The organism is Flavobacterium branchiicola, assembly GCF_018383905.1.
Classification (GTDB): domain Bacteria; phylum Bacteroidota; class Bacteroidia; order Flavobacteriales; family Flavobacteriaceae; genus Flavobacterium; species Flavobacterium branchiicola.
Window position 1 is genome coordinate 725083 of sequence record NZ_JAGYWA010000001.1, and the last position, 19663, is coordinate 744745.

At 32.8% G+C, this 19663-nt stretch carries 17 protein-coding genes and 1 tRNA gene; 3 read left to right on the forward strand and 15 right to left on the reverse strand.

Annotated features, from left to right (window positions below):
* Positions 1 to 2 precede the first annotated feature (2 nt).
* The 4 genes from KHA98_RS03040 to KHA98_RS03055 are packed head-to-tail and all read right to left on the reverse strand — an operon-like array spanning position 3 to position 2767.
* Positions 3 to 197 carry a hypothetical protein gene (locus tag KHA98_RS03040; protein ID WP_213255127.1) on the reverse strand — a complete coding sequence of 65 codons (195 nt, stop codon included), beginning with the start codon at positions 195 to 197 and terminating at the stop codon, positions 3 to 5.
* Between the two features lie 10 nt (positions 198 to 207).
* Complete coding sequence (gene lptC / locus KHA98_RS03045; protein WP_213255131.1) at positions 208 to 759, reverse strand: LPS export ABC transporter periplasmic protein LptC; 552 nt, start codon at positions 757 to 759, stop codon at positions 208 to 210.
* 51 nt (positions 760 to 810) lie between these two features.
* A complete protein-coding gene (locus KHA98_RS03050; protein WP_213255134.1) occupies positions 811 to 2040 on the reverse strand; it encodes a hypothetical protein in 1230 nt (409 codons plus the stop codon).
* Positions 2033 to 2767: a type III pantothenate kinase gene (locus KHA98_RS03055; protein ID WP_213255136.1), complete on the reverse strand. Its 735-nt coding sequence runs from the start codon at positions 2765 to 2767 to the stop codon at positions 2033 to 2035. Before KHA98_RS03055 ends, KHA98_RS03050 begins: the two co-directional genes overlap by 8 nt.
* Positions 2768 to 2866: 99 nt before the next feature.
* Between KHA98_RS03055 and KHA98_RS03060 the strand changes: the two genes are divergently transcribed.
* Positions 2867 to 2939 (forward strand) — tRNA-Phe (locus tag KHA98_RS03060).
* Between the two features lie 78 nt (positions 2940 to 3017).
* Here the strand turns inward: KHA98_RS03060 and KHA98_RS03065 are convergent.
* Positions 3018 to 3599 carry a hypothetical protein gene (locus KHA98_RS03065; RefSeq protein WP_213255139.1) on the reverse strand — a complete coding sequence of 194 codons (582 nt, stop codon included), beginning with the start codon at positions 3597 to 3599 and terminating at the stop codon, positions 3018 to 3020.
* Positions 3600 to 3789: 190 nt separating this feature from the next.
* Between KHA98_RS03065 and KHA98_RS03070 the strand changes: the two genes are divergently transcribed.
* Both KHA98_RS03070 and KHA98_RS03075 read left to right on the forward strand, forming a co-directional pair.
* On the forward strand, positions 3790 to 5286 hold the full coding sequence (locus KHA98_RS03070) for an MFS transporter (RefSeq protein WP_213255141.1): 1497 nt from the start codon (positions 3790 to 3792) through the stop codon (positions 5284 to 5286).
* 14 nt (positions 5287 to 5300) lie between these two features.
* On the forward strand, positions 5301 to 5525 hold the full coding sequence (locus KHA98_RS03075) for a DUF6814 family protein (protein ID WP_115888113.1): 225 nt from the start codon (positions 5301 to 5303) through the stop codon (positions 5523 to 5525).
* Between the two features lie 147 nt (positions 5526 to 5672).
* Here KHA98_RS03075 and KHA98_RS03080 read toward each other — a convergent pair whose 3' ends face one another.
* The 10 genes from KHA98_RS03080 to KHA98_RS03125 all read right to left on the reverse strand — a co-directional run bounded on the left by KHA98_RS03080 (position 5673) and on the right by KHA98_RS03125 (position 19641).
* Positions 5673 to 8546: an alpha-amylase family glycosyl hydrolase gene (locus tag KHA98_RS03080; protein ID WP_213255144.1), complete on the reverse strand. Its 2874-nt coding sequence runs from the start codon at positions 8544 to 8546 to the stop codon at positions 5673 to 5675.
* A gap of 204 nt (positions 8547 to 8750) precedes the next feature.
* Entirely contained in the window at positions 8751 to 10049 is a 1299-nt protein-coding gene (locus KHA98_RS03085; RefSeq protein ID WP_213255147.1) for an HlyD family secretion protein, read from the reverse strand.
* Between the two features lie 21 nt (positions 10050 to 10070).
* Positions 10071 to 12260, reverse strand: a complete 2190-nt coding sequence (locus KHA98_RS03090) for a peptidase domain-containing ABC transporter (RefSeq protein WP_213255391.1) — start codon at positions 12258 to 12260, stop codon at positions 10071 to 10073.
* A 2-nt stretch (positions 12261 to 12262) separates the two neighbouring features.
* A complete protein-coding gene (locus tag KHA98_RS03095) occupies positions 12263 to 13840 on the reverse strand; it encodes a vitamin K epoxide reductase family protein (RefSeq protein WP_213255150.1) in 1578 nt (525 codons plus the stop codon).
* Positions 13841 to 13842: 2 nt separating this feature from the next.
* A complete protein-coding gene (locus KHA98_RS03100) occupies positions 13843 to 15123 on the reverse strand; it encodes a DUF6734 family protein (protein WP_213255152.1) in 1281 nt (426 codons plus the stop codon).
* 3 nt (positions 15124 to 15126) lie between these two features.
* Positions 15127 to 15342, reverse strand: coding sequence for a hypothetical protein (locus KHA98_RS03105; protein WP_213255155.1), 216 nt, complete (start codon positions 15340 to 15342; stop codon positions 15127 to 15129).
* A 219-nt stretch (positions 15343 to 15561) separates the two neighbouring features.
* On the reverse strand, positions 15562 to 16404 hold the full coding sequence (locus KHA98_RS03110; protein WP_213255157.1) for a hypothetical protein: 843 nt from the start codon (positions 16402 to 16404) through the stop codon (positions 15562 to 15564).
* A gap of 4 nt (positions 16405 to 16408) precedes the next feature.
* Positions 16409 to 17683, reverse strand: a complete 1275-nt coding sequence (locus tag KHA98_RS03115) for a DUF6734 family protein (protein WP_213255160.1) — start codon at positions 17681 to 17683, stop codon at positions 16409 to 16411.
* Positions 17684 to 17742: 59 nt separating this feature from the next.
* Positions 17743 to 17976 carry a hypothetical protein gene (locus tag KHA98_RS03120; protein WP_213255162.1) on the reverse strand — a complete coding sequence of 78 codons (234 nt, stop codon included), beginning with the start codon at positions 17974 to 17976 and terminating at the stop codon, positions 17743 to 17745.
* A 483-nt stretch (positions 17977 to 18459) separates the two neighbouring features.
* Positions 18460 to 19641, reverse strand: a complete 1182-nt coding sequence (locus tag KHA98_RS03125; protein WP_213255164.1) for a SusE domain-containing protein — start codon at positions 19639 to 19641, stop codon at positions 18460 to 18462.
* Positions 19642 to 19663: the final 22 nt, after the last annotated feature.

Genomic DNA, 19663 nt, shown 5'->3' on the forward strand with positions numbered 1-19663 from the left:
TTTTACTGTTTTTTGTTCTTATCGTCAAATTTCTTAACAAATCTTCTTCTAAAGAAAAACATAAAAACTGCCATTCCGGCAATTACAAAACTCAAAGGATAACCTTCATTGTTTTCATTCAGCTTTGTTACACCGTCATAAATAAAGAAAACGGCAAATGCAATATAAACGTATTGTGTGTATTTTAAATAACCCATAACCTGTGTTTTATTCTTCGGATTCAATTTCACCGCTTATTCGCTGCGAATTAATCACTTTAAAATCTTTACTAAAATCTACCCCTTGTCCATTTGAAACTCCTTTTGCATCGGTAAGTTTAAATTTTCTCTCGGTGTAGAACCATTCATTTTTCTGATCAAAATAAAGCTGCTCCGTTTCCAGTACCTGCCCTGCTTCTGATGTAATTTTTACTTTTCCCTGTAAATCTATTATTCCGGTTTCTTTATAAGAGACCGCATAATTTGATCTTATAAAAGTACGCTTTTGTTTTTTATCATAAAGTGTTACATCAATACCTTTTGGAAAATCTGTAAAAGGAAATTCCAAATTAGAATAATCGAGCATTTTAGGACTTTTTAGAACTCCCGTTATACGCCCGGAATCTGTGTATTTTATATCAACAGTATCAGCATCACTTCCCGGAACAAATTCTGCAAAGTTACTTCTCTGAACTTCTTTAAAATTACTTTCGCATCCAAAAAACAGTGTCACAGCAAGAACTGTGACAACGTTTATAATATATCTCTTTGGTAAATTCATTTGCCAAAAGTAGTAAATTGTAGTGAGCTTATAAAAGATAAAATCCTGTTCTTAGTTGAATTTACTCTTAACAAACCATCTGTCGTTGAAAGAGAAACTTACGCTAAAGTTCATATAATTCTCCTGGATCAAACCTGCTGATGTTGTACCTTTTTTACCAAATTCAAGTCCTAAGTTAACATTTGAGAAAGATCCCGTAATTGGAAAACCAGCTCCTAAAGTCACTCCAACATCGTTGATAGACTGACTATTAATTATCAAACCTAGTTTTTCATATTTCAAACCAGCTCTGTAAGTAATTCTGCTGAAGTAATTGCTAAATGAAGTATAATTAGGAATCCAGTATCCTCCAACGGCATATTTTGAATACTTACCATAACGAACATCTTCACTTGCATTGTAGTAGTTAGCATATTGTCCATTACCCTGAAATGCCAAAGTAGTACCAACAAGCCATTTTCTTGCTTCTCCAATACCGGCACCAAATGTCAATTTGTTTGGTAATTTTAATTTTGTTTCAACTGCATCATAAATAATAGGATCCGGATCTGAATAAACCGAAATAACCCTTGTACTAGTCGAATTTAAAGTACTTGCAAAAGTGTAGTTTAAACTTGTAAACAACCCTAACTTCTTGTTTATTTTAGTCTGATACATTGTTCCAATATTAAAATTAACACCAGACAGTTCAGACAAATTCATTTCAGTTGTTACATCTGCAACTTCTGTAATTCCTTCAATACTCGATGTTGTAATTTTACCAAAATTATATTGTACATCTGCACCAATATTCCAATTTGGTTTAATTTTATAAGCTAAACCTAAATATACTTTATTTACACCACCTTTTCCTTCAAACTGTCCGCTTGCAGCATTAGGATCTGCTGTATTATCATCTAAAATTTTATATCCTACAGAAGATAACGGAACCAAACCAAATGAAGCTCCAAATTTCCCCATTGGAATCCCTAAAGCCAAATAATCAAAAGTTGCTCTTTGTGCTTTTGAAGATTCATTATCGTTTTTTAATGTTGATGTTCCAAAAGAACCTCCAACAGAAAAAGTGGTCTGAATCAAACTAGCATAACTCGCCGGGTTATCAATATTCAAGTGAATACTATCCTGCTCAACGGCAACTCCAGCCATAGATCTATATTCAAGTGTACCTTTGAATCTTGCATCTCCAATTCCGTAAAAAGAATAGGGTGAAGCCGTACCTTGCTGAGCAAATGAAACGAATGAAACAAGCAGACAAGCGCTTATTATAATTTTTTTAATCATTGTCGGTTTTGTATTGAAAAGTTTGATTCAAACTCTCTAGTAAGAAATTTGAATTGGCAAATATGGTATTTTTTAATCGTTTAGCCAAAAATTCTGCATCACCTCCCGTTAAAATTATTATAAAATTTGAAAACTCCGCCTGATATTCATCGATAAAACCGTCGATCTCATAGACGAACCCATTAACAACTCCTGAGTGAATTGCTTGTTTTGTAGAGTTTCCTACATAATTTTCAGGCTCCTCAAAAGTCAGCAAAGGCAGTTTGGCCGTGAATTGATGCAGGGATTCATATCTCAACCTAAGCCCTGGCGAAATGGCTCCGCCCAGATAATTATCGTTTTCGTCGATAAAATCGTAGGTAATACAAGTTCCGGCATCGATAACTAATCTATTTTGTTTTGGAAATTGCAACGTAGCCCCGGATGCCAAAATCATTCGGTCGATTCCTAAGGTTTTTGGCGTTGCATATTTATTTGTGAATGGGAAAACATCTTCATGTGTAAAAAAATGAACTTTTAGTCTATTTTCGAAAGCCAAAAAAGACTCTTTTTCAATTTTTCCAACTGAAGAAACGACCAAATCGGAGCAATTTGAAAATTTTATTAAAATTTTTTCAATATTTTTTTCAAGCTCATTTTTCTCAAAAACAAAATTCTCCAGCGCAGTACTTCCCTCAAAAACAGACGCTTTGATTCGAGTATTACCAACATCAACAGTTAAAACCATATTTACTTTTTTGCTTCTGCGAAGATACAAATTGATTTTTTTAAAAAAATGTTTTGCACAAATCAAAAATGGTTATATATTTGCACCCGCAACAAGCACGGTACCTTAGCTCAGATGGTAGAGCAATGGACTGAAAATCCATGTGTCCCTGGTTCGATCCCTGGAGGTACCACGAAACCCGAATAGAAATATTCGGGTTTTTTATTTTTAATACTTTTTGGATTTAACCGCAAAGTTTGTTTTTAAACTTCTATTTTTTATTTAAACTAATACTTTTATAATAGTTACTTTCTATCATTCCAAAAACTTCCCGAATTGAATTCATATTAACATCTGATGGCTCTATTTCATAAAGATTTGTGTAAGGTGAAAAATATTGGACTTTTACCTCATTATTACACTTTATAATTAATACATATAAATTGGAATGACCATTAACTCTCTCACAACTTTGATAATAACTTCCTTTTTCTAAAGATTCCAAAATAAAACTTAGCTTCTTTTTATCTTCTAAATCAAAATCTACTTTTTTTGTTAAACTTTTCGACTTATAAAAAAAATTAAAGTCTTTATCAAAATCAACTATTAAAAATTGATTACTTCCAAGTCCTTCCGTCCAATGATAGAGTAAAACACCTTTCTTTATTTTATTAAAATCTTCAAATTCCTTTTTAGAAAAATCAGAATCACTTATAAAATGCAAATATTGTCGCTGTACCTCTTCAGATGACACTGGCACCGCTTTGCATTTTTTTTCAACAGTCATTATATTTTTTTTGTTTCCGCAAGAAATAAAAAATACAAAAAAAATCACTAATAAAATTTCTTTCATTTTTATCAAAATATAAAAATCTTACTCAAATATAGAACTGTTGCCAATAAAATCAAGAATTCAAATTTTAGAAAGTCAATAAATCAATCATTTTTGTTAAAAAAGTATCATGTAAATAAAAAACTATCTTATATATTCGTAAAATCATATTTTTATATTTTAATCTTTATTAAGTACACAAAACTGTTTTATGGATAAAACTTCTACTAAAGGTATCTGGAAAGTAATTTCGGCCTCTTCTATGGGCACAATGATTGAATGGTATGATTTCTATATTTTTGGCAGTTTAGCTGTTGTTATTTCAACCAAATTTTTTCCGAGTGATAATCCAACTGCAGCATTTTTATCCACTTTAGCAACTTTTGCTGCCGGATTTGTGGTACGTCCGTTTGGCGCTTTATTTTTCGGAAGGCTTGGCGATATTATTGGTCGTAAATATACTTTTATGGCTACTTTATTATTGATGGGTGGCTCTACTTTTGCGATAGGCTGCATTCCGAGTTATGAATCAATTGGCTTTTTTGCTCCTTTACTGGTTTTAATTTTACGCTTATTACAAGGTCTGGCACTTGGTGGCGAATATGGAGGGGCCGCCACATACGTTGCTGAGCATTCTCCGGCTGGTCAAAAAGGATATTGGACTTCGTGGATTCAGACCACCGCTACTGTTGGTTTATTTATCTCTTTAATGGTGATTTTGGCAACCAAAAATATATTATCTGCCGAGGCTTTTGATGCCTGGGGATGGCGCGTTCCGTTTTGGGTTTCCATTGTTATGGTAGGTGTTTCATACCTCATCCGAAAAAATATGGATGAATCTCCTGTTTTTGCGAAAGCCAAGAAAGAAGGCACAACAAGTACAAATCCGTTAAAGGAAAGTTTTGGTAACCGATATAATCTGAAATTTGTTTTATTGGCTTTATTTGGCGCTACAATGGGTCAGGGTGTCGTTTGGTATACGGGACAATTTTATGCCATGAGTTTCATGAAAACGGTAATGAATATTGATTCTTCTCAGGTGGATGGATTACTGGGAATTGCATTATTAATTGGAACGCCTTTTTTTATTGTTTTTGGATGGCTGAGCGATAAAATTGGAAGAAAATATATTATGATGGGCGGAATGTTACTGGCTATTTTATTTTACAGACCTATTTATAAGTCGATGTATAACACTACTGACATTACTCAAAAAACCGAAATTACCCAGAAAACCACTCAAAATACCGAAAGAACAAAAGATAATGACTTATTAACTACTATTTCTAAAACCTATACGGACGGAACTTCGTATATCGAAAAGAAAACGGATTTTACTGATGGAAAAGACTCTCAAAGCAGTATTTCAATTCAGATAAATTCAGGCGATAAATGGACTTTAATTTTTTTGGTTTTTATTCAGGTTTTATTTGTTACCATGGTTTATGGCCCAATTGCAGCATTTTTAGTGGAGATGTTTCCAACTAAAATCAGATATACCTCTATGTCGCTTCCTTATCATGTCGGGAACGGGATTTTTGGCGGTCTGCTTCCTGCGATTTCGACTTATTTTGTAACGCATGCTAAAGCAAACGGAAAAACCGATTTTTATCTTGATGGTCTTTGGTATCCAATTATTATCGCTTCAATCTGCTTTGTAATTGGAATGGTTTATATTGACAACAAAAACAAAACGAATCACCTTTAATACCTACATATAATATGAATACAGTTAAACAAATTTTAGGTGTTTTATGGATTATACTTTCTATTGCTGCCGCTTATTTTTGTGTGTTTGAATTTGGTCTTCCAAAGTTTTTATCAGACAAACAGGATGATTTGGTATTTGGAATTATAATTCTTTTTATTCTCACCCCATTAATCGTTTTAGGCCTGGGAACTTTTGGCTATTTTTCTTTGATTGGCGAATACAACGAGAAAAAATAACCAAAATTACTTCAACAGAAAAGGGCTGCCTAATGAAACAGACAGCCCTTTTACCTTACTAACTAACCAAATTTTACATGCTTTTTATAGCTTTAGAACCATAGATAAAATCTCATCTTCACCTAAAACCTTTTAAAAACTGACTTATTATTTTTTAATAAATTTCATTACCTGAACTTTATTGTTTTCATCTAATGCTTTTATAAAATACAATCCTGTTTTTAATTCGCTTACACCAAACTGAAAATCTGCATTTCCATTTGAACTAAAACTTTTTACCAATTGACCTGATATTGCGTAAACCTGAACTTTTGATGCCGCCATATTCAGGGTGAAATAATTAGCTACAGGATTTGGATATAAATTAACCGAATTTCCTTTTTCAAATTCAGGCAAAGCCAAATTGGCTGTTTTATTTCCGTAGATTCTGTATTCTCCCGGGCCTAAATTTATTGTAGCATTTACATCGGTAACATTTAATGTTGTATTGTCCATCAAATTGTACCATGCTCCAGTGTACTGAAATCCTGTTGCAACATTCTTTGCTGTAACATCAAAATTGGCAATAATTAATACGTCTTTTAATTGTGTTGCCGCAAGAGTACTGTTTGTAATTTTAATATTTACTGTTGTTGCACTTGTATTTGCCATGGTAGCAGTTCCTAAAAACACAGGCTCTGTAACTTTCATGTTGATCATTTTTGCCCAGTCATAATAAATTTTATTACGATTTGTGTCTCCAAGCCAGTTTTCTGACCATTGCGGCTGTGGTTTCGTATCTAATTTGCAATCTCCACCAAGAGTTCCCGAAGTATCATTAAAAGTACCGTTATTACAAGTATAAATTGAATCATCCCATCCTAATTCACCAAAGTGCCAAATCATTTTTGGGCCGGGAATCAATAATGAAACAGCTCCTATTGCAGACATTCTTGACAAAGCTGTATTTAATGTTTTTACATTATAGCTACCTGCTGAATTTCCATATAATTTGTTTTTGTACATCAAACGTTCTTCGTCATGACTTTCGGCGTACCCCATTAAACGGTTTGCTGTAAAGCCGTGGTTAGAACTCATCATTCTTGATATATTACTAGTATACCCCATAGACAATTCATTATACTTATCTGTCAAGTTACCCCACATCATAATGCCTTTACTTGGTGTTTCTCCCACTCTGTAATTTGCCCATTGTTGCTCTTCAAGATCTGAGTTTCCTAAATGTTCAAAAATGATATAATGTGTCGGATCGAGACTCCAGGAATAATCTGCATATTTTCTTAAAACATCAACTCTGTCTTGTTGATATCCATCTGTACATACTTGATCTGTAGCTGTACAAACCTGAGTAAATCCTTTGGTCAAATCCCAACGGAAACCATCTATTTTATATTCTTCAATCCACTGTTTGATAACGCGATCTACATAATATTGCGTTCTTGGAGATTGATGATTAAAATCTTCTCCAACGCTATACGTGTGTTTTGCAACGGTATTAAAGTATGGATTTTCTGTTGTTGGCGAACCAAAACCATCTCCATCCGGATCGTTCATCCACATTCTTACCATTGGGTTTCTTCCGAAGGCGTGATTTAACGCTACATCCAGAATAACAGCTATTCCGTTTTGGTGGCATAAATCGATAAGTTCTTTTAGTTTATCTGATGTTCCGTAAAATTTATCTAATGCCATATGAAACGAGGTGTTATAACCCCAGCTTTCATTTCCTTCAAACTCCATTACCGGCATTAATTCGATAGCATTAATTTTTAGTGTTTTAAAATATTCAATTCTATCTATTAAACTTTGAAAATTTCTTGTCGCATCAAAATCACGAACCAGAACTTCATAAACTACCAATTTATCTTTTTCTGGTTTTACAAAATTTGTAACCTGCCAGTTGTAAGGTGTTTGTCCTGTTTTAAGAACTGTAACTTCAAAATTTTGACCTGCAGGATAAGCTGGAATATTTGGATAAGAAGTTGCCGGAATTGATGAATCATCATAAGGTGACAAAACCAAAGTTGAGTAAGGATCTGCCGTTTTAACCATTGATGGAGAATTTGCCAATGGCGTACTGTCTGCCACCCAATATTGATAGGTATTGTTTACTCCCGAAACCAATCCGGTTAATTCTAACCAAAATTTACCCGAAACCGGATCTTTTTTCATTGCATAAGCTGTTGTTGGCTGCCAGTTATTGAAACTTCCGGCAACGTAAACAAAATCCTTTAAAGGTGCATCCAGAACCAAAGTTGCTTTTGTTGCATCTCCGGCATTATAATTTATTCCGTCAACTAAACCTGTTGGCATTGCCTCAGAAACTGTATTGGGATTGATAACAACCGAGAACTTTTTCACTACAGTTGTTGCTCCCTGAGTAACCGCCAATTCATAACTCTGATTATCAAGGATACCTGTATGATTAAATGCATAACTAGATGTGCTTGCATTTGCATTAATCTGAACTCCATTTGCTTTTAGAACATAACTTGCTGCTCCATTTGTGTTTGTTGCCGCAATATTAAAAGAAGCACCGGAAGTTAAGATTGTACTGCTGTTTTCTGCAGGAGAGTTTAGTGTTACCTGAAAAGAGCCTACATTAAGAAAGAAGTCGGAACAAGATGGTGCTAATTTTAAGGTTTGAGACCCGCTGGCGTTTCTAAATACAACTCCCATTTTTACTGCTGCAGCTTGCTGAGTAGCATTCAAACCAAAATAAGTGCTTGGTGTAATGGTAATACTCCACGTACCATTTGCATTTTTTGTCATTAGGCCAACACCATCATCTACACCCCAATTTCCTTTGGTCACCTGCCACGGATTGGCTTCGGTACCAATTCCGGAATGCATATAAACTTTCGTCGGATTGGTTCCCATAGTATTACATGTACCTGATGTAAATGAGGCTGTAATTGTTATGGATTGGTTTACCTGAAATACTGCTGGTGAAATTGTTATTTGCTGAGCGTATGCGGTAATCGATAATAAAAAGAGAATTAAAAGTATCGTTTTTTTCATAATTTTAGTTAAGATATTTTAAAGCAAAAACTGAGATAATTAATAAAGATATCTTATTCACTGTAAATCCACTACAGCGTTTTCGAAATTGACTCACGACAACGTTGTAGTGTTTAAAACTTTATTCTAAATCACTGAAAATTATTATAAAAATGAAATTCTGAAATCAATTATTTCAAGTGTTATTTGTTGTCAAATAAATACTTATCTCTGAACTAATTTTCTAAATTGATAAAAAACACGTTCAATTAGACGCATTTGATCTGTTATGATATCAGCAGATCCTGTGAGTTCTTTGTCGAATTTTATCTCTTTTCCATAACTTGTTTTAAGCCCTTTTGGCATTATAACTTCTATAAAATAATTACCGTCCGGATCTGTTATTGTCGACATAGACTGTACACGGCCTTCTAACATTCCGTATTCCTGAAAAGGAAAATTATCCAGCTTAATTAATACTTTCTGATTGTGCTGAATTTTTCCTGAGTTTTGCAAAGGAACTTTTAAGCTTCCAAAATATTGTTTTTGGTTTTCCGGCAAAATTGTAGCAAATAAGTCTCCGGTTTTTATGAGTTGGTTTTCCTGCCATGAGTTTTGAAACTTAAAAACTCCGTCATAAGTTGCTTCAAACAAATAATTTTGTTTCCAGATATGAATGCTTTTTTTCAGTTCATCCAAAGCCTGAAACAAAGAGGCTAAATTAGTCACATCTGTTTTTTCCTGTGAAATCTCACTGGCTACAACTTGTTTTTTAGCTTGATTTATGGCTTCTTTTTGTTGTGAAATCGAAGAACTTATCTGATCATAAGCTTGTTTTGCCTGCAAGTTATTTGCTTTTTGAGTATCCAGATCGTATTTTGAAATTACGCCCTTTTCAAACAACTGCAAAGATCTCTTGTATTGTATATCACTTAATGAAAGCTTTACTTTTTCTAGTTTTTGCTGTTCATATAGTGCAGCTAATCTGTTGTTATTTTCTGTTTGAGAACTTTTTCCTGCGTTTATTTCTTCAGAATAAGGATGAAGTTTCTGATTGAGTTCATTCTCAATATAGGCTTTATGAAATTGACTAAATGAAGACTGAATATCCCCAAGCTGCACATTACTCATTTCTTTAAAAGGAAAATAAAATGACTGATAATCCGAAGGAATTGATGTTATAATTTTATCCAGTTTTAGAACAGCTTCATAATTGGCCGAACTTTCCAAAATCGCAAGTACAGTTCCTCTTTTTACTTTTGAAGAATTAGCTACACAAAGCTTTACAATTCTGGAATTGACTTTAGACTCCAGTTTTTCGGGAGGATGATGTGACGTTACTACTGCTTTGGCAACAATAACATCTGGATATTTAATGAACCAACAACCTATGACGAACAATAATATTAGTACAAAAACAATCGAAATTCCGTAACGAACAATCCATGCCGGCGGATTGGACAATACTTCCTGCACCGACTCAGAGCGTAATTCTATATCTTCTAAAACATTTTTTTGTGCCATTTTCTTTTAATTTACAACCCTTTAATTCCCTAATTCTAATTGATTTTTAACTAGCTTGTAATAGTTTTTTTGAGCATGAACCAATTCTTTATGGGTTCCTATTTCGACTATTCTACCTTTCTCAAGAACTACAATCTGATCTGCATTTTTTACTGTAGATAATCGATGTGCTATAATTACAGCTGTTTTACCTACTAAATATTCATTGAGGTTCTCCATAATTACCTTTTCATTATTGGCATCAAGAGAAGAAGTTGCTTCATCAAAAAACAGATAATCGGGGTTTTTATATACCGCTCTGGCAATTAAAAGCCGTTGTCTTTGCCCTCCTGAAATTCCTGTGCCTTCGTTTCCGATTTTTGTATTATAAGAAAGTGGTAAGCTCTCTATAAACTCTTTAATATTGGCAATCTCTACAGCGTGCAAAAGACGTTTCTTATCTACATAATCATCTCCTACAGCAATGTTATTGGCAATTGTATCATTAAAAATAAACCCGTCCTGCATTACAACACCACAATTTAATCTCCAGGCGCGGGGAGAAATGGTATCAAACTTAATTTTACCCAGACTAATTTCGCCTTCATTCGGCTCATAAAACTTCATTATAAGTTTTAACAAAGTTGTTTTTCCGCTTCCGCTTGTTCCAACAATTGCGGTTGTTTTTTGTTTAGGGATAATTAAGTCTAATTTCTCTAAAACAAGGGCAGGATTTCCACTATATCTAAATGACAGATTTTTTAGTTGAATATCAGAATGTTCGACGTCCTGAATTTTAGGATTCAAAACATCTTCTTCATTTTCTTTATCATGAATTTCACCTAATCTTTCTAAGCTTATTTTTGCATCTTGTAATGAGCGCACAAAATCTACCATTTGCATTAACGGACTATTTAACTGCCCAATAATGTATTGAACCGAAAGCATCATCCCTAGTGTAAGTTCTCCTTTTACTACTAACGTTGCTGCAAAAAAAGTAATCAGTAAATCTTTAAGATGGTTGATAAAATTGGAACCTACAGATTGCCACTGTTCTAAAGTTAAAGCCTGCATACTTACTTTAAAAAGACGAATCTGAACAAACTCCCAACCCCAGCGTTTTTGCTTTTCGGCATTGTGCATCTTTATTTCCTGCATTCCATTTATAAGCTCCATTACTTTTGATTGTTCTGTAGCAACCTGAGAAAATCTTTTATAATCAAGTTCTTTTCTTTTTTTCAAGAAAAACAAAATCCAAAAAAGATACACTGCGCCTCCAATAAAAAACACCATAAAAAGCTGCATACTATAAAAGGCAAGAACGAAACTAAAAACGACTAAATTCATCAGTGAAAACATCACATTCAAAGAACTTCCGGTTAATAATTGCTGTATTCTATGATTGTCGCCTATGCGCTGCATAATGTCTCCCGTCATTCGACTATCAAAATAACTTATCGGTAATTTCATCAGTTTGATAAAAAAATCTGAAATAAGCGAAATTTGTATTCGTGTACTTAAATGCAACATAATCCAGGAACGAAGAACTTCTATAGATGTTTGTCCGGCAAAAAGCATTAACTGCGCTAAAAGCATTAAATAAATAAAGTTTAAATCCTGAGTCTGGATTCCAATATCTACTATGCTCTGCGTTAAAAAAGGAAATAATAAGGAGAATAAACTTGCTGTCAGCAATCCAATTACTAATTGAATCACTAATGCTTTATATCTAAATAAATACTTTGTGAGAAAGCTAAACCCTCGTTTTGAATCTTCAGTTTCCCATTCGTTTTCATAGAATTGAGGTGTTGGGTCTAAAAACAACACAATTCCTTCTTCGGTTTTTTCATGGGCATTCTTTCCGATCCAAAACTTGATAAAATCATCTTTTGAATAAGTCAGTAAACCGTGACTGGGATCAGACACATAAACTTTATCTTTTTGTACTTTATATACAACTACAAAATGCTGATTATTCCAGTGAACGATACAGGGCAATGGAGATTCTGTCTGAAGTGTTTCAAAACTAATTTTCATGCCAAGACTTCTAAATCCCAGAGCTTCTGCCGCATCGCTTAATCCCAGTAAACTACTTCCCTCACGGGTAGTTTCGGCCAGATTACGAATTTGCTGCAATTCGATAATTTTTCCGTAATACTTTGCAATTATACGAAGACATGTTGGACCACAGTCTTTAGAATCCGGTTGTTTATAGAAAGGGAAATTTCTTATTTTCAAAGTACTGCTTTTTTAGTTTCAATTAAATTTTCAAGAAAATAACTGAGTTCATTAATTTCATATTCTTTAGGCAAAACATATCCGTTTACGATAATCGCCGGGGCAAACAAAAGATAATTGTCATAACACCAATTGTATTGCTCCTGAATGATCTCTTCAGATACAAAGTCTTTAGTAGTTCCCCATTTAGCTGTCCATTTTTCTAAAGTCATTTTCCTGATGTGCCAGTCCTTTAATGCATCCTGAACTTTTTCTTCCCCGTCATTAAAATAAAAATGTGCAACCTGATGATAGACCTTGTTATTTGGATTATTTTCATTTTTAATATTTACATTAAAAAGTAGTTTTGCTTTTATTTCATTTGGATTTTTTTCAGTCAGTTTTATAATGTTTTCAAATGCCGAATGGCAATGCCCACAGGAGGCACTTAGTAAGGCATAAATTGTAACAGGCGCATCGTATTTACCAATAAAAACTGCTTTTAGGTCATTAATACTATCAATATCTATTTTCTGAGAATCTTTTAACAGGGCATTAAAAACGAGACTTTTTCTTTTGAATTGGTTGTGTTTTACTTCGGTCTTTTTTAATTCGATATTCTTTTTAAATAGTGTTTTAAATTTAAGCCAACATAGTAGCATCAGTCCAAAAACAAGAACAAAAGAGACAACATTAATTGCGTTAAAACTATTCTTATATTTTGTCCAAAAACTTAAAACCAATATGAGCTGAGACAATAAAACGCCAACAATTCCAAGACATAATACGCACCATTTTTTCAAAACAAAATATTGGTAACAAACAGAATAAATTAAAACCGGAATACTCAACAATGCTAAACCGGTATAAATAGCAAAAACGCTTTCAAAAGTTAAAAACAGGCTTAAAAAAGTAATAGACAAGAAATAAATTATAGAAATATCGCTTAAGCTTACATCCCCAAAAATTTTCGCTCCTTTTGAAGATAATACTGCTTTGCAACTGGTTTTTTCGTTTACGTTACAAATTTTAGAAACAGATTCGTTATGAATTCCTGTTTCTTCTCTAATAAGAAAGATACTTGTTATAAGTCCTGTTATTGCTGATAAATAATAGAATGATGCAAAAATTAAATTTGTTCCATTATTTATAAGAACCAAAAACAAGGAAAGCATAAAGAAGGCTCCCGCAATCCAATTATTTTTTACTGAAAAACGGAGTTTGCTACTTGTTTCATTCTTCTCTATGGCAACTACAATTCCCGTCCAGATCGTCAAAAACTCAGTTTCTGTAATTGTTTTCTTAAAGCCGTTTGAAAATTCAATTCTTATTTTATGTTGCAATTTTTCTGCTAAAATGGTTTCTTTTCCAGTATCAGAATCTACAACAGCTATAAAACATTCCGGAAGATTCTCAAATTCTTCTTTCTCAACTTTTATTGCTAAATTTTCAATTTCAAGAAAATTAAAAGTGTCAATAATAGCATACAAACTCGGAAAATTAGGATGTGATTCTAATTGTGTCAGGATCTCCTCTTCAAGATCATAGTAATGATTCTTGCGTAAGTATCTTTTTAAATAGCTAAAATTATTCATGTTTAAACTATGTTTAGTGGCAATAAAATTTCATGATAAATGCATCTGTCCATTACAAAAGAGAAGACTTTTTCTTTTAATTCTTCGACTGAGATACTTTGCATAAAGGATTCATCTTTTGATATTTCGAGTATTATTTGATTAATTGTATTTTGTTCGCGAAAGAAAAGCAATAAAAAATCCCAGTCTTCCATTTCTAGTTTTTGTTCTGTTTTATGCTGAGGCGAATAATAGTAAAGTTCTATTTCATCTTCAGAAATCTCATTTAATCGTGTCGTTTTTGAAAGCTGAAAGGGCGTTTCTAAAATAGTGTCCCAACATGTATTTTCCATCCATGCATAAATTTTAGACAAGAAATCAAAACGTTCTTCATCATCAAAAATTTCTGACTCTGAACTTAAGTTATTCTCTACCAGATTTCGATTTAGTTTTTCATATTCTAAAGGAAATTCATATTTCAATCTGTATTTTAACTGTTCGCACATTTCGGTAGATTTCTTGGCATAACCAACAGTATGAATGTAATTTTCTTTGATTGGAACCAAATGAAATTTCATGACATTTGTAAATGCTTCATTCATTTTTGGTTTAAGAAACCTAATTTCGATTTGTTTTTCCTGTGCGAGTTCAAAACCCAGCATTTGTTCATAAACCATATTAAAAACGCCAAGATCTATTTTGCTCAGTTGATCTAAATTGTCATCGATAATCTGAAAAACTTTTGATTTATACTCTTTAAAAAAGGACACATTATTTCCTCCGATTATTCCGGCATTAAATGCAAAAACATCATTTGTTTGCTCATAAATTGAGAACAAATTCCTTGGAAAATTTTGAAATTCTTTTAAAGCTGTTTCTAATACTTCTTTATACTTTGGAAAATTAAATTCAAAATTTTGAGCCAGCAGATCTGCATCCAAAAGCGGTTGCGGAAGTTTATCCCAAACAAAAACATCGGTATCTGCATGAATAAACGGAGCCTCCTGAAGCGAATAAGACAATATTTTTCCTAAAGCCCACAATTCTGGCGGATAATTTTGCAGAGAATTCAAATCTAATTGAACTTTAGAATAAGGAATCTCTAGTTTATCTATTAATAATTCCTTTCCTAAATCATCTGTGTAAAGTAAAACTTCGCCATAGTTTTGCTTAAATTTTAAACAACTCAACAGACAAGAGTAAAAAAAGAAGTTGGCATTGAGCCAACCTCCTTTAAATCTTGCATTCAAATCGTCATTTTCTTTAAAAAAAGGTTTTGACCAAAAACTTTGAATGATTTTCATTTACTAGCATTTTACACAGTAAAAACCATATACATTACCCGTATATATCGGACGCGGATCTGTACATCCATTTGCATTATAAACAGGATTTGTAAATGAGGTTCCTGCTGGACAACATGGGCGGAAACATGGACTAACATCATAACCTCCTGAAATAGTTTTTGCTTCGTCTATAGATAAAATAGCTCCTTTTATTTTGTTCAATAAATTATTTTTCATTTTTTGTTAATTAAAAATTACCTACTCATTAGCTTTTCGGTATCCGCTTTTTGGTTATTTTGAAATCTCCTTTTTATGACTTTAATTTCAAACTTGGTCTTAGGTTGCGCAACCTCTTATTTAAAATCCTCTTATTTACATTTGCAACTGTAATTAATTGGACAAAAAATCATATGTACTATTGGCATTTATGATTGCTAAACTTTTTGATGCCAATGCTTAAAGTATTTTTCGTTTATCGAATATTCTTCTAATTTGATTTTCATTAAATTGTAATAAATCATCAATACTTTCAATACTTAGAAGCTTTAATTCATTCCATATTCCGTTATTGTTTTTTAATGGATGGAAATTTTGAATGTATTTATAATTATGGTCATCAATTGATTTCCATAGCTTAAAATAACTCTCTGAATTGAAATCATTTTTATGTCCCCAATTGGTAATTTTCTGGTAAATTTCAGCCTCTTCTCTTGCCCAGGACTGATGCACTAAAATTGCATCCGACTCCATTTTTTCATTGTCTTCGTTGACTCTTCCGTAATAACAAATCGGATTTGAAGTTGCCACCCAACAGTTTTCTTTTACAGGAGAAATCACAAGAAAGCCTTTTTCGATTTTTTTAAACAAATTGGCAAATCTGACTGTAACCGAAATTTGGTTGAGCGTTTTGTTTTTCTCCAAATAAATTTTCTCTAATTCATTTATAAACGAACTAAAATTGATAAAGTACTCATCGCAATCCAGTTGAATGTACCAATCGCATTTACCCATTTTTGAATATAAATAATTGCGTTCGATCGTCTCATTTATCATGGGTGAAAGTGACGTGTCGCAAAAAGAATCTTCGAGAATTGTGATTTTGCGTTGTACGTCTATTGCTTTTATCCATTCAAAAAAATCATTTGGGATTTCAAACTTATTTCCGGACCAGGTTAATCTGTCTTTGTCAATGACCAAAATAATTTCCTGCACCTTATTATTCTCATAAATTTGCGGAAGAGAATACTTTAAATAGTCATAATCATACGAAATTAAATACCCCACTTTTACAATCATCATGTAATTAATTAGAGATGAATTCCGGTAAAATAATTTCGTGCAACAGGCATTTGTCAAATACAAAAGATAGTAAGACATCTGTTAATCCTTCTTTAGAATATTTGGCTTGAATATCTGCATCCAATAATAATTCAATGCATAATTCTTTTACTGAAATAGCCTCTTCAAAATACAGCAGGATATTATCCCAATCTTCAAGCTCCAAAATTTCGGGACCTAACGTTTGTGGCGAAATATATTCGACTTTATTTAAACTATCGTTTTCAATTATTTTAGCCGTTTTATTTAATTTGAATTTCATTGAAGTAATCTCCTCCAAAGAATTTGTTCGTACATATTTAAAAACAGAAAACAAAAAGTCTTTTCGTTTGGGAGATATTTCATAAAATGATTCCCATAAATTATGTTTTATGCCGTTATTTTTAATTCGTTCATATTCCTCCGGAAATTCATACATCAATAATGCCTCTATCTGCTCGCAGGCATAAATTGATTTTTTGGCAAATCCGATTGCATGAATATATTTTGAATGAAAAGAAGCCAGATGAAAATTGACCAATGTTGTAAAATTAGAATCGACATTCTGAAACATTGATTTCGGCTGAATACCTTTTTTTTCTGCTATTGCAAATCCCAGTTGCTGCTCATAAATCATATTAAAAATTCCGACATCTATTTTATCAAACAGCTGTTTGTTTTTATTAATGAATTTATCGGAGCGAGAATACAACTTTTTAAAAAAATCTAAATCGGTCCCGCCAATAACTCCGGCATTGTAAGCCAATACTGTTTTGTGTTTATATAAAGAATTGATTAATTCTGTTGGAACCCATTCAAACAAGCTCAAAATCTCATTTAATGCCTCACCGTAAATAGGGAAATTTTCTTCAATATTTTGACAAAATAAAGGTGAAGAAACCAGGTCTTCCGGTAGTTTCTCCCAAATAAAAACATCAGTGTCTGCATGTATAAATGGCCCTTGCTGCACACTATAAGTATGGATTTTAGGATATGCCCACAATTTTTCGTTTATATTTTCTAATGAATCAAAACAGTTTATGTAATTGGTATACGGTATTCCGAGTTTGTTTTTTAATATTGATTCTCCATTTGTATCGGTATATAAATTTACTTCTCCATAGAATTCCTTAAACTTTAAACAACTTAAAGCCATACTGAAATAAAAATATTTCTCATTTAGCCATCCACCTTTAAATCTGCTGTTAGGATCATTGGAATCACTTAAAAATGGTTTTGACCAAAAACTTTGTACAATCATAATTTTAGAGTATCGAAAAAATAAGAGGTTTTTTCAAACCCCTTAAATTTTTTTATTAATTAAAGAACCACACAATATAAAGATGGATTTGGCTTATAAATGTATAGGTTTCGTGGAGTGCATCCTGATGGAGTTGCGATTGCCGAACCTCTGTTTTCTACAGCTCCGCAAATAATAAAAGAACATGGACTACCTTCCATAAACGAGCCTCCAGTATAACCACCAGAAATAGTTTTCGCTTCATCTTTGGTTAAAATGGCACCTTTGACTCTATTCAAAACATCTTTTTTCATTTTAATAAATTTTGATACTTTACATGTCTACTCATTAGCTTTTCGACTTCCGCTTTTTGGTTGTTACAAAATCATCTTTTAGTGACATCAATTTCAGGTTCGGTCTTAGGTTGCGCAACCTGTATTTAAGAATCCTTTTATTTGTATTTGCAACTACAAACTAATCAGATAAATAAATCAAAAAACTAAGTGTTTTTCAGCAATAATAATACTATTGACTTCTTAAAAATATAAAAAATACCTTACCGATTAACGGTCAATCCCCAGTACACAATACTACAACGTTATAGTGTTAACAAATAATAATTACAATAAAAAAATAGTTAAAAATTTACTCGATTGTAATTTTTAAAGCCTCAATAATACCGAATTGTTAAAATATAAAAACAAACAAGATTCATCCCGAAAACAGATCTAATTTCGCAGAATTGCATAAAAAAAGGGCTGTCTTTCGACAGCCCTTTTTAAAAATTATTTTAACTATTACAATCCTGAAACAACAGCTGTTCCATCAATATTTACAGTTAATTTTGGTTTAGCACCAGCAGTAACATTAAAGTTTTTACCTGTACCACCATCACCAACAAAAAGTAAGTCACCTACATTGAATGTCCATTCACCACCTACTCCGTCAACTCCATTAATGAAGTTACCAGTGTTTTTAGATCTGAATTTCATTTCTCCTGCAGTAATATCAGTTCCAGCATATGAATATGTATTTGATGCAAAATCATAACCCATAGCGCTTTCGTCATTCCATCCGCCAGCAGTAGCAGCACCAATAACTCCCCAATTCATTTTTATAACTTTAACTTTCATTGCATCCATGTCAACACGTACATAGTACAATCCTGCACCGTCAGCTTCAGCAATTTTAAGATCTTTACTTGCACCACCATCAATTAAAGTAAATTCTTGTCCTCCTGAAATTGCAGCAACCTCTCCATCAGTACCATAGTTACCATTTGCCCAAGTTTTTCCGTCACCTGTAAATTTGAATCCGTCTCCAACATTTACTTTCACAAAAGCTTCAAAAAGTTTTGTTCCTTCTTTACCAATATATTTCAATGAAATACCGTTTTTCTCGTCCCAACCATTTTTACCATAATAAGCTTGTGGAGCTCCTACTAAAAATAATTCCGGAGTATTGAAAATGATTTTTTCGTATGCATTGATTTTCATTAATTGTGTTGTAGAGTAACCTACTACTTCAGATTTTTCAGCAATTGCTTTAACACGAACATCAAATTCAGCTAAAGTACCAAACTTAACTTTAGCTTTTCCATTAGAAACCAATGCTAGACTTAATCTATTAACAGCCAGATTCAAATCTCCAAAAGTAAAAGCTTTTGTAGTAACAGATACACTTGCCGAAAACACATCTACAGCACTAGAAAAATCACTTCCTGCCGGAGCAATCTGAATGTAATAACTAACAGGCCCATTGTATTCTAACTTTGCAGCCGACCATTTAAAAGTACCTGCCGCAACATCTTCGTTTACATCTTCCTGAGAAACAAATTCTGCCGGAGCCGGAAGAGCTTCCAAAACAGGTAATGTTGTAATTTTTTCGTTTTCATTTACAATGATATCCGGATCGTCATCACTACATGAAGTTATAGAAAAAGCAAGTAGTCCTAGTAATAAAAAAGTTAATTTTTTCATTTTGATTTATATTTTTATATTA

What these genes read in the sequence shown, in the direction of transcription:
- KHA98_RS03055 (WP_213255136.1), bottom strand. Translation starts at nt 2,767, where the DNA reads ATGGTTTTAACTGTTGATGTTGGTAATACTCGAATCAAAGCGTCTGTT.
- KHA98_RS03040 (WP_213255127.1), bottom strand. Translation starts at nt 197, where the DNA reads ATGGGTTATTTAAAATACACACAATACGTTTATATTGCATTTGCCGTT.
- KHA98_RS03120 (WP_213255162.1), bottom strand. Translation starts at nt 17,976, where the DNA reads ATGAAAAAAGATGTTTTGAATAGAGTCAAAGGTGCCATTTTAACCAAA.
- KHA98_RS03115 (WP_213255160.1), bottom strand. Translation starts at nt 17,683, where the DNA reads ATGATTGTACAAAGTTTTTGGTCAAAACCATTTTTAAGTGATTCCAAT.
- KHA98_RS03075 (WP_115888113.1), top strand. Translation starts at nt 5,301, where the DNA reads ATGAATACAGTTAAACAAATTTTAGGTGTTTTATGGATTATACTTTCT.
- KHA98_RS03065 (WP_213255139.1), bottom strand. Translation starts at nt 3,599, where the DNA reads ATGAAAGAAATTTTATTAGTGATTTTTTTTGTATTTTTTATTTCTTGC.
- KHA98_RS03085 (WP_213255147.1), bottom strand. Translation starts at nt 10,049, where the DNA reads ATGGCACAAAAAAATGTTTTAGAAGATATAGAATTACGCTCTGAGTCG.
- KHA98_RS03100 (WP_213255152.1), bottom strand. Translation starts at nt 15,123, where the DNA reads ATGAAAATCATTCAAAGTTTTTGGTCAAAACCTTTTTTTAAAGAAAAT.
- lptC (WP_213255131.1), bottom strand. Translation starts at nt 759, where the DNA reads ATGAATTTACCAAAGAGATATATTATAAACGTTGTCACAGTTCTTGCT.
- KHA98_RS03110 (WP_213255157.1), bottom strand. Translation starts at nt 16,404, where the DNA reads ATGATGATTGTAAAAGTGGGGTATTTAATTTCGTATGATTATGACTAT.
- KHA98_RS03070 (WP_213255141.1), top strand. Translation starts at nt 3,790, where the DNA reads ATGGATAAAACTTCTACTAAAGGTATCTGGAAAGTAATTTCGGCCTCT.
- KHA98_RS03080 (WP_213255144.1), bottom strand. Translation starts at nt 8,546, where the DNA reads ATGAAAAAAACGATACTTTTAATTCTCTTTTTATTATCGATTACCGCA.
- KHA98_RS03125 (WP_213255164.1), bottom strand. Translation starts at nt 19,641, where the DNA reads ATGAAAAAATTAACTTTTTTATTACTAGGACTACTTGCTTTTTCTATA.
- KHA98_RS03105 (WP_213255155.1), bottom strand. Translation starts at nt 15,342, where the DNA reads ATGAAAAATAATTTATTGAACAAAATAAAAGGAGCTATTTTATCTATA.
- KHA98_RS03095 (WP_213255150.1), bottom strand. Translation starts at nt 13,840, where the DNA reads ATGAATAATTTTAGCTATTTAAAAAGATACTTACGCAAGAATCATTAC.
- KHA98_RS03050 (WP_213255134.1), bottom strand. Translation starts at nt 2,040, where the DNA reads ATGATTAAAAAAATTATAATAAGCGCTTGTCTGCTTGTTTCATTCGTT.